This window comes from Agathobaculum sp. LCP25S3_E8 (assembly GCF_052117165.1).
GTDB lineage: Bacteria > Bacillota > Clostridia > Oscillospirales > Butyricicoccaceae > Agathobaculum.
The window spans coordinates 19,707-28,778 of record NZ_JBQKJR010000040.1 but is presented as its reverse complement, the minus strand read 5'-3'; the positions used below and the strand labels follow the sequence as shown (position 1 = coordinate 28,778).

The following is a 9,072-nucleotide window of genomic DNA, read 5'->3' as shown; positions in this document are numbered from 1 at the left end:
CTGAATGAGCTGATGAAAGAGGAAACGGCGTGACCGAAGTCACGCCGCACCCCTTGAAAACACAAGGTTTTCACCATTTTTTATTTTACTGTTTTACGACCACCCGGCTAATGGCGCAGGGTGTGTTTTTTCACTTCTGGAACTGCGACCGCACTTCCATATACTGCACAATCTCCTCGACCACGCCGTCAAAACCCAGCACTCCACTGTTGAGCGACAGATCGTAATTGCGCGCATCATACCAGTCATGGCCGGTGTGATGTTTGTAATACTTTGCACGGTATTCATCAATCTCCGCAATCTTGCGTGCGACCTCATTCTCCGGCAGCGAGTCCACTTTCATCGCCTGCTCGAGGCAGAAATCCGCATCCGCGTGTACAAACACACGCACCACATCCGAACGCCCCTTGAGCACATAGTCTGCGCAGCGTCCAATCAACACACACGGTCCCTGATCGGCCAGCTTACGAATAATTTTCGCCTGATAATCAAACAGAGCGTCATCCCGCAAATAGGCTTTTGAGGAATCGCTCGGCAACGGTAAATCGCCCTTATACCGACTTTTCAAACGCGTGATCAGATCGGGTTTAAGGCGCTCATCGGTAAACAGCATCGCATTGATGCCGCTGTCCTCAGATGCCATTGTAATAATCTCTCGGTTATAAAACGGGATATGCAGCCGGTCGGACAGCATTTTGCCAACCGTCTTTCCGCCCGATCCATACTGGCGGGCGATGGTGATAATATACGGCTTCATACTTATTCCCCCTTATTCACCCAGATATGCCTTTTTGATTGCGTCATCATTGAGCAGGTCGGATGCCTTGCCGGTTTTTACAATCTTGCCGGTCTCCAGCACATAAGCACGGTCGGAAATGGACAGCGCTTTCTTCGCGTTCTGCTCAACCAGCAACACAGTCGTGCCTGCTGCCGAAACCTCCTGAATAATTTTGAACACCTCGCCGACAAACAGCGGAGACAGTCCCATCGACGGCTCATCCAGCAACAGGATGCGCGGTTTCGCCATCAGAGCACGGCCCATGGCCAGCATCTGCTGCTCACCGCCGGACAACGTACCCGCGGGCTGGTTTTTACGTTCCTCCAGACGCGGGAAACGCTGATAGACTTCAGCTAAAGAGGATTCCACCTCACTCTTGGGCCGAGTATAGGCGCCCATTTTGAGGTTTTCGCGCACGGTCAACCCAGAAAATACGCGTCGTCCTTCCGGTACATGGCTCATACCCAGTCGCACGATCTCGTGACCGGGCTTTTTGGTGATGTCCTTGCCCTCAAACATCACCGTACCACCCTTGGACGGCAGCAGACCGGTAATGGTGTGCAGCGTCGTGGTCTTGCCCGCGCCGTTCGCGCCAATCAGTGCAACGACCTCGCCCTCGTTTACCTCGAAGGAAACGTCACGCAGCGCATGAATCAGGCCGTAATATACGTTGATATCCTTGACTTCCAGCATTGCCATTGGTTGGTTTCCTCCTTTCTCATTCGCCAAGGTAGGCCGTAACGACCTCCGGATTGCTCAGCACCTCAGACGGCGTGCCTTCAGCCAGCAGGCGGCCGAAATTGAGCACATACAGATATTCACAGATGCCCGAAACCAGCTTCATATCATGCTCAATCAGCAGCACGGTCACGCCGAACTTTTTTCGCACCAGTTCGATCGTCTCCATCAGCTCTTCGGTTTCGTTCGGGTTCATGCCCGCCGCCGGCTCATCGAGCAGCAGCAGCATCGGATCGGTCGCCAATGCACGCGCGATTTCCAGCTTGCGCTGCTTACCATAGGGCAGGTTAGCCGCCCTATAGTCTGCGACGTTTTCCAGTCCGAACACCTCCAGCAGCTCCATCGCACGTCTGTCCATTGCCTGCTCTTTCTTGCGATATGAGCCAATATGCAACAGACTTTCCGCGAGCGTATACGTAATCTCGTTGTGCAGACCGGTTTTTACGTTATCCAGCACAGACAGCTCGGAGAACAGACGGATATTCTGGAACGTGCGCGCCACACCCATTTTGCAGATGTCGTGCGGCTTTTTGCCGATTAGGTTCTGTCCGTCCAGACGGATACCGCCGTCGGTCGGGCGATATACGCCGGTCAACATATTGAACACAGTTGTTTTGCCCGCACCGTTCGGCCCGATCAGTCCGACCAGACCGCCCTCTTCGATTTTCATGCTCAGCTCATCGACGGCGCGCAGACCGCCGAAGGAAATGCCCAGCGAAGTAACTTCCAGCATTGCCATGGTCACGCACCCTCCTTTTCGCTTTTCTCCAGTTTTTCCATCTGCTTCATGCCACGCTTTTCGAGCAGGCGCTCCTTGAGCGAGGAGTTGTTGAACAGCATCATCGTAATCAACAGGATCGCGTAAATGAGCATACGGTAATTATTGACCGCACGCAGCAGCTCGGGCAGCAGCGTAAGCAAGGTTGCTGCAATGATCGAACCCCAGATGTTGCCCAGTCCGCCCAGCACGACAAACACCAGAATCAGAATGGACGTATTGAAGTCGAATTTAGCCGCCGTGATGGTCGAGTAGTTCATCGCATACAGCGCGCCCGCCATGCCCGCGAACGCCGCGGAAATGACGAAGGCCATCAGCTTATAATGCGTGGTAGCAATACCAATGGAATCGGCTGCAATCTTGTTGTCGCGCACCGCCATGATTGCACGGCCCGAGCGGCTGTTAATCAGGTTCAGGATGATAAACAGCGTAATCAGAATGAGGATAAAGCCCGAGGTAAAGCTGGACAGCTTTTCTACACCCGATACGCCCATCGGCCCGTTAATAATCATTTTGCCGCCGTCCGCCAGCTGAAACTTCTGCTCGAGAATACTGAAGTGCAGGCCGGATGCATCTTTGCCAATATAAAGCACATTGATGATGTTCTTGATAATTTCACCGAACGCCAGCGTCACGATGGCCAAATAGTCGCCTTTCAGACGCAGCACCGGTACGCCGACAATGACGCCCGCGATGGCGGCACAGATTGCACCGACAATGATGGCAAGAATCAGGCGCACAACACCGGACGGAACCGCGTCCGCCAGACTCGTAGTTACCACGATGCCGGAAAACGCACCAACCGACATGAAGCCCGCGTGGCCAAGTGACAGCTCGCCCAGAATACCAACGGTTAAGTTCAGTGATACCGCCATGATGATATAGGCGCAGATCGGCACCAACAGTCCCTTCATCGAACTGGAAATATTGCCGGTAAGCACTAACGCCTGCACCACAATGAATGCGACAATGACAATACCAAAGGACAGCAACGCATCGCGTCCGCTGCGAGAGGCGGCATACTTTTTCAGTTTATTCATTGTTTCCGCCCCCCTTATACCTTTTCGCTTACGCGCTTGCCGAGCAGGCCATCCGGCTTGACCAGCAGCACAACAATCAACACCGCAAACACGATCGCATCCGAGAGCTGGGTTGAGATGTACGCCTTGGCAAAAATCTCAATCACGCCCAGCAGAATGCCGCCCAGCAGCGCGCCCGGAATCGAGCCAATGCCGCCGAATACCGCCGCAGTAAACGCCTTGATACCGGGCATCGAGCCGGTCGTCGGCAGCAAAGTCGGATAAGCCGAGCAGAGCAGTACGCCTGCAATAGCGGCAAGGCCCGAGCCGATGGCAAAGGTCAGCGAAATGGTTGTGTTAACATTAATGCCCATCAGCTGTGCCGCGCCCTTATCCTCGGACACCGCCCGCATCGCTGTACCCATCTTGCTCTTGCCGGTGAACAGCGTCAGCGCAATCATGATAACAATGCACGCCACAATCGTGACAATCGTCACGCGCGTGATGGTCAGCTGACCATCGAACAACTGAATCGGGTCACCGCCAACCACCGAAGTGAAGCTCTTTGTGCTCGAACCCCAGATCAGCAGCGCCGCGTTCTGCAAAAAGTAGGAAACGCCGATTGCCGTAATCAGTACCGCCAGCGAGGGCGCCATGCGCAGCGGCTTGTATGCCAACCGCTCGATAACCACGCCCAGCACCGTGCAGACCACAACTGCGAGCAGCACGCCTGCAATTGGCGGCCAGCCCAGATAGGTTGTGGCACAGAAGCACATATACCCGCCGACCATAATGACGTCGCCATGCGCAAAGTTCAGCATTTTGGCAATGCCGTAGACCATCGTGTATCCCAACGCGATGATTGCGTAAATGCTTCCCAGACTGATGCCGTTTATCAGATGATTGAGAAAGCTCATGGTTTCATACACCTCAAATCTTTTTCATTTCTCTTATCCGTTTGTGGGATGGGGCGGTGGCTTGGCAGCCTCGGTCAAGCCGTCGCCCCACCCCATAATGCCGGTGAACGGGAAAACAGACAAAGGAGGGCCGTCGCAAAATACGGCGCCCTCCTTTGCTGCTCACTTGCGTCTTTTGTGTTCGGGTGCGCGCCGCGCACACCATTTTCACGCTTCAAGGAGAATCGCATTCCCCTTGAAACCTGTTTTTACATACCTACGTATGCGCCGTTCTCGATAACCATGCCCTTCGGGCTCTTGGAAACCGCACCGGTGGAATCCCAGGTCATGTTCTCGCCGGTCAGGCCGTTGAAGGTCATGGAGGTGAACTGCGCGATCATCGCGTCACACAGCTCTTCGTTGGACATATCCGTCGTTGCGCCGGCAGCCTCAAGCGCCTGTGCATATGCATAGATGCAGTCATAAGCGTCCGCTGCGAACTGGTTCGGAACCTCGCTGTATGCTTCCTTGTACTTGGTAACGAAGGAAACGGTCTTCTCGTCGGTAGCGTCCGCGTTGAACGGAGTCAGCAGCATGACGCCCTCGGCCAGCTTCACATCAAAATTCTCAACGCCCAGAATGCCGTCCATGCCGTCCACACCGAAGAACTTCGGTGCGTAGCCCATGGAGTTCGCCTGCGTCAGAATCAGGGATGCCGGGGTGTAGTACATCGGCAGGAATACCAGATCCGCGCCCTTATCCTTTGCATCGTTCAGCTGCACCGAGAAGTCGGTCGCGGAAGCGTCGGTAAAGGTGGTTTCAGAAACGATATTCAGACCCTTTGCCTGTGCCTCAGCAACAAACTTGTCATGAATACCGGTGGAGTAAACGTCGTCATTTTTCCAGATGATTGCAATCTTGGTGCCGAGCTTCTGGTCCGCAATATAGTCTGCGGAAGCGGTGCCCTGGTTCGGGTCAGCAAAGCACATCTGGAACACGTTGTCCTTGCCCTCGGTGGTAGCCACAGAGGATGCCGACGGGGTCAGCGCAAAGATACGATCGGTATTGATATCGGTCGAAATCGCCTCACAGGGCTTGGAAGTAACCGAACCCAGAGACAGCTGCATACCCCAGTCCTTGAGGTTGTTATACGCATTGACAGCCTTCTCGGTGTTGTTCTCGTCGTCCTCGAACTTCAGCTCGATCTGGATGCCGCCCTTGGCGTTGATTTCATCCGCCGCGATCTGCGCGCCACGTGCAACCGCGTTGCCGTAAATCGCTGCATCGCCGGTCAACGGAGCGGTGCCGCCGATCTTGAACGCCGCGCCGGAAGCGCTGCTGTCATCGGTGCCCGCATTATCGTTGCTCCCGGTATTGCCGCCGCAGCCCGCCAGCGTACCGACCAGCATCAAACCGGCCAGCAGCATGCTGAGACTTTTCTTCATGATAATCTTCTCCTTTACTGTATAATCTCCCCCGCCCCGCAGAATTTATTTCTGTAAAGCGTTCAGATTATTTTTTATTATACTACGGTTTTGTAAAATCGGCATTGTTTTTTTCAATTTGCGTGCAATTTCAGAAAAAATACCGATTATCTTTTGAACAAAAATGCAAATTTTGTGCTTTCTTCCGAAAAACATTTGTCCGCCGTGCAAGGAATCATGCAATCGTTTTCAGCATTACGCAGGTTTCTTTGCATCCGTTTCCCGCTCCTCTGCGCCGTCGCTGCGATGCGCGCGAAAAAGCAGGCCCGGACATCGCCCGGGCCTGCTTTTCATCACATTCGTCCGTGATTTACTTTACTTGTTCGAGCAGACAGACGCAATGCGCCGCGATGCCCTGCTTTGCGCCCGTAAAACCGAGCTTTTCCTCGGTTGTTGCCTTGACCGACACGCGCGAAACCTCGCAGCCGAGCGCCCCAGCGATATTCTCTCGCATCTTCATGATGTGTGGCGCGAGTTTAGGTGCCTGCGCCAGCACGGTCGCATCCAGATTGCCCAACTGCCAGCCCTCGTTCGCGATTAGAGCGGCTACATGTCTTAACAGCTCCATGCTGTCTGCGCCCTTGTAGCGCGGGTCGGTATCTGGAAAGTGTTTTCCAATATCCCCCAGCGCCAGCGCACCGAGCAGTGCATCCATCACCGCGTGTATCAACACATCCGCATCCGAATGCCCGTCCAGTCCGGTTTCATGCGGGATGTCCACCCCGCCAATGATACATTTACGGCCTTCCACCAGCCGATGCACGTCATATCCGTGTCCGATACGCATATTCAGTCGTCCTCCCTGTTCAAAAACGCCTCGGCAGCGGAAACATCCTCAGGCGTGGTGATTTTGATGTTTTCATAGCTGCCGTGCGTGGCGCGCACGATTTGTCCCAGCGCTTCCACCGCTGCACAGTCATCCGTAAACGAACGGTTTTGCCGCTGTGCATCGGTCAGCGCGCGCAGTAATACCTCCCGCCGGAACACCTGCGGCGTCTGCACCGCCGCGAGCGTATCACGCGGTACATCGGCTGCGATGCAACCGTTTTTGATGCGCTTGATACTGTCCTTGACCGGCACGACCGGCGCCGCCGCACCGCATTCCGCCGCGGCATACACCGCCTCGGTGATAACCGCTTCACTTACCAATGGCCGCGCGCCGTCATGCACAGCGACCAGCACGGTATCTTCGGGCGCAGCCGTGATGCCCGCCAGCACGGACGCCGTGCGGCTATCCCCTCCACGTGTGACCGTGCGCAGCTTAGAGATGCCGAACGCCCGCGCCAACTCGGTATAGGGCATGATGTCCTGTTCGCGGCACACCAGCACAATATCGCGTACCGCTGCGCATTTCTCAAAGGCAGACAGCGTGTGCGCCAGCACAGGCGCGCCGGCAAGCGGCAGCAGCAGCTTGTTTTCCCCGCCCATGCGGCGCGACGAACCCGCCGCCACAACAACCGCACACACCGCCGTGGGTACGGTTTTTTTCTTTTTTCTTTCCTGCATATCCATGCTCCTTTGAAAAAAGGCTTTGCTCCATCGCAAAGCCTTCCTGATTACGTTCCTAAATGCTGATTTATCACCTGGGCAATTTCCTCCGGACTACAGTCCAGCGCGAAGCACAGCTCGGATTCCAGAATCTGCCGCGCAGAAAGCAGCATTTTTTTCTCCCCCGTGGAAAGACCACGCTCCCTGTCGCGCGCGGCAAGACTTTTGACCACCTGTGCCACCTCATCAAGGTCACCCGAACGGATGTGCAGCATGTTTTCCCGATATCGCTGATTCCACCCCTTGTTCTCCCCACGGGCAATGTCATCCAGCCGCTGCAAAAACGCCTGCGCCTGCGCACGGGAACAGACCGGGCGAATACCCAGTTTGTCGCACGCATCAATCGGAATGAACAGTTGCGTATCGTCCAGGGCCAGCCTGAGGGCATAATACGTCGCGGGCGCACCGTCTATTGTGCGCTCGACAATATCCGCAATCACGCCTGCGCCATGCAGTGGATGAACGACTTTATCGCCGATCTGATACATAATGCCTCCGTTCCAGCAAGCCTCTGTTATCTTTTTTATCTTACATCATATTAATGCTATTGGCAAGGTTTTTCGCACTTTTCAGACCAATCAGCATACCGATGAGCAGCAGCCAGCAACCGCCTCCTACGCGCAGCAGCCACATCCCACAGCAAAGCAGGCCCACAACGCTCAGCAGAGCCAGCGCTGCCCGCACCGTCGCCGCACCGCCCGCGCACAAGTGCTCCAGCACCATTCCGCCGTCGAGCGGCGGCAGCGGCAGCAGATTAAACGCACCGAGCAGCACGCTTGCGCCCGCCAGCCGGTACCAACCGCACGCCTGTGCCAGTGCGGTGAGGGCAAAACTTGCCGCCGGCCCTGCCAGACACACTGCAGCCCGCGCGAACCGCCCTTTCGGCAGCGCACAGTGAAGAACCGCGCCGCAGCAGGTCAGTGTCAGTCGGTGCAGCCGTCCGCCGGATAAATGCAGCACCAGCAGATGCCCACCCTCATGCATAGCGGCCGCCAACAGCACAAGCGGCAGTACGTTTGTCCGGTCCGCGCACCACAGCGCGGCGAGCAATACGAGAAAGCCGTCCCGCACCTCAACCCGGCCGTGCGTCACGCCAGTTCCACATAATCTGACGGATCGAGCGCCATGCCGTCCTTCCACAGCTCAAAGTGCAGATGCGGTCCGGTCGTATTGCCCGTCTGCCCGACCAGTGCAATCTCGCCGCCGCATTTCACCTCATCGCCCACACCTGCCAAAATGCTGCTGCAATGCGCATACAACGTGGAAAATCCATCCGCATGATCGACAATCAGGTAGTTGCCGTAATCCGACTCCCCCACCTCGCGCACCGTGCCGTCGGCAAAGGCCGCAATCGGCGTACCCTCATCTGCGGCAATATCCAGACCGTAATGGAATGCCGGCTCACCTGTAGTCGGACTTAACCGACTGCCAAATCCCGAAGTCAGCGTGCCTTCGGTTGGTAGGACATGCTCGAACGACAGCGCATGCACCGTGTCATCCACCGTATCCGGAAACAGGCTTTGCTCTCGGCCGAGCACATCTTCCGCGCCGCCCGAGGACGCCGCATATGTGTTCTCCTCTCCGTTCTGCTCCCCAAATACTGCATCCGCGTCCTCTCCGCCGAATGCAGCAAGCACCTGATCGACACCGGGCGTGCCTGCGAGCACCTGCGCGGCCTTCTCCCGTGCGGCAACCGCAAAAGGCGTATCCGTATATTTGACAATCCCCGCGGCAAGCACCAGCGCTACCACCAGCAGCAGGCCCTTGCCGCTGCCTGCGCGCTTGCGCACCGGACGTTTTCCTGTCATGTCCGCCGCCTCCTTTCACTTGG

11 protein-coding genes are annotated in these 9,072 nt (G+C 56.0%); all 11 read right to left on the bottom strand.

Going from position 1 to position 9,072, the window contains the following annotated elements; all coding sequences use genetic code 11:
* Nucleotides 1-130 precede the first annotated feature (130 nt).
* A complete protein-coding gene (locus tag ACTQ34_RS12745; protein WP_441364157.1) occupies nucleotides 131-757 on the bottom strand; it encodes an AAA family ATPase in 627 nt (208 codons plus the stop codon).
* Nucleotides 758-769: 12 nt separating this feature from the next.
* A complete protein-coding gene (locus tag ACTQ34_RS12740; protein ID WP_441364156.1) occupies nucleotides 770-1,477 on the bottom strand; it encodes an ABC transporter ATP-binding protein in 708 nt (235 codons plus the stop codon).
* A gap of 19 nt (nucleotides 1,478-1,496) precedes the next feature.
* Complete coding sequence (locus ACTQ34_RS12735; RefSeq protein WP_441364155.1) at nucleotides 1,497-2,255, bottom strand: ABC transporter ATP-binding protein; 759 nt, start codon at nucleotides 2,253-2,255, stop codon at nucleotides 1,497-1,499.
* Between the two features lie 2 nt (nucleotides 2,256-2,257).
* Nucleotides 2,258-3,334 carry a branched-chain amino acid ABC transporter permease gene (locus ACTQ34_RS12730; protein WP_441364154.1) on the bottom strand — a complete coding sequence of 359 codons (1,077 nt, stop codon included), beginning with the start codon at nucleotides 3,332-3,334 and terminating at the stop codon, nucleotides 2,258-2,260.
* A gap of 14 nt (nucleotides 3,335-3,348) precedes the next feature.
* Nucleotides 3,349-4,230 (bottom strand): branched-chain amino acid ABC transporter permease, encoded by an 882-nt coding sequence (locus ACTQ34_RS12725; RefSeq protein WP_373163856.1) that lies wholly within the window; start codon nucleotides 4,228-4,230, stop codon nucleotides 3,349-3,351.
* A 248-nt stretch (nucleotides 4,231-4,478) separates the two neighbouring features.
* A complete protein-coding gene (locus ACTQ34_RS12720; protein WP_441364153.1) occupies nucleotides 4,479-5,654 on the bottom strand; it encodes an ABC transporter substrate-binding protein in 1,176 nt (391 codons plus the stop codon).
* Nucleotides 5,655-6,003: 349 nt separating this feature from the next.
* Nucleotides 6,004-6,480 carry a 2-C-methyl-D-erythritol 2,4-cyclodiphosphate synthase gene (gene ispF, locus ACTQ34_RS12715; RefSeq protein WP_441364152.1) on the bottom strand — a complete coding sequence of 159 codons (477 nt, stop codon included), beginning with the start codon at nucleotides 6,478-6,480 and terminating at the stop codon, nucleotides 6,004-6,006.
* Nucleotides 6,481-6,482: 2 nt separating this feature from the next.
* Nucleotides 6,483-7,199, bottom strand: a complete 717-nt coding sequence (gene ispD / locus ACTQ34_RS12710; RefSeq protein WP_441364151.1) for a 2-C-methyl-D-erythritol 4-phosphate cytidylyltransferase — start codon at nucleotides 7,197-7,199, stop codon at nucleotides 6,483-6,485.
* 50 nt (nucleotides 7,200-7,249) lie between these two features.
* Nucleotides 7,250-7,729, bottom strand: a complete 480-nt coding sequence (locus tag ACTQ34_RS12705) for a CarD family transcriptional regulator (RefSeq protein ID WP_441364150.1) — start codon at nucleotides 7,727-7,729, stop codon at nucleotides 7,250-7,252.
* 40 nt (nucleotides 7,730-7,769) lie between these two features.
* Nucleotides 7,770-8,333, bottom strand: a complete 564-nt coding sequence (locus tag ACTQ34_RS12700) for a site-2 protease family protein (protein WP_441364149.1) — start codon at nucleotides 8,331-8,333, stop codon at nucleotides 7,770-7,772.
* Nucleotides 8,330-9,049, bottom strand: a complete 720-nt coding sequence (locus ACTQ34_RS12695; RefSeq protein ID WP_441364148.1) for a M23 family metallopeptidase — start codon at nucleotides 9,047-9,049, stop codon at nucleotides 8,330-8,332. Before ACTQ34_RS12695 ends, ACTQ34_RS12700 begins: the two co-directional genes overlap by 4 nt.
* Nucleotides 9,050-9,072: the final 23 nt, after the last annotated feature.

Coding starts and splice junctions, on each gene's coding strand:
- ACTQ34_RS12745 (WP_441364157.1), bottom strand. CDS start 757: ATGAAGCCGTATATTATCACCATCGCCCGCCAGTATGGATCGGGCGGA.
- ACTQ34_RS12740 (WP_441364156.1), bottom strand. CDS start 1,477: ATGGCAATGCTGGAAGTCAAGGATATCAACGTATATTACGGCCTGATT.
- ACTQ34_RS12735 (WP_441364155.1), bottom strand. CDS start 2,255: ATGGCAATGCTGGAAGTTACTTCGCTGGGCATTTCCTTCGGCGGTCTG.
- ACTQ34_RS12730 (WP_441364154.1), bottom strand. CDS start 3,334: ATGAATAAACTGAAAAAGTATGCCGCCTCTCGCAGCGGACGCGATGCG.
- ACTQ34_RS12725 (WP_373163856.1), bottom strand. CDS start 4,230: ATGAGCTTTCTCAATCATCTGATAAACGGCATCAGTCTGGGAAGCATT.
- ACTQ34_RS12720 (WP_441364153.1), bottom strand. CDS start 5,654: ATGAAGAAAAGTCTCAGCATGCTGCTGGCCGGTTTGATGCTGGTCGGT.
- ispF (WP_441364152.1), bottom strand. CDS start 6,480: ATGCGTATCGGACACGGATATGACGTGCATCGGCTGGTGGAAGGCCGT.
- ispD (WP_441364151.1), bottom strand. CDS start 7,199: ATGCAGGAAAGAAAAAAGAAAAAAACCGTACCCACGGCGGTGTGTGCG.
- ACTQ34_RS12705 (WP_441364150.1), bottom strand. CDS start 7,729: ATGTATCAGATCGGCGATAAAGTCGTTCATCCACTGCATGGCGCAGGC.
- ACTQ34_RS12695 (WP_441364148.1), bottom strand. CDS start 9,049: ATGACAGGAAAACGTCCGGTGCGCAAGCGCGCAGGCAGCGGCAAGGGC.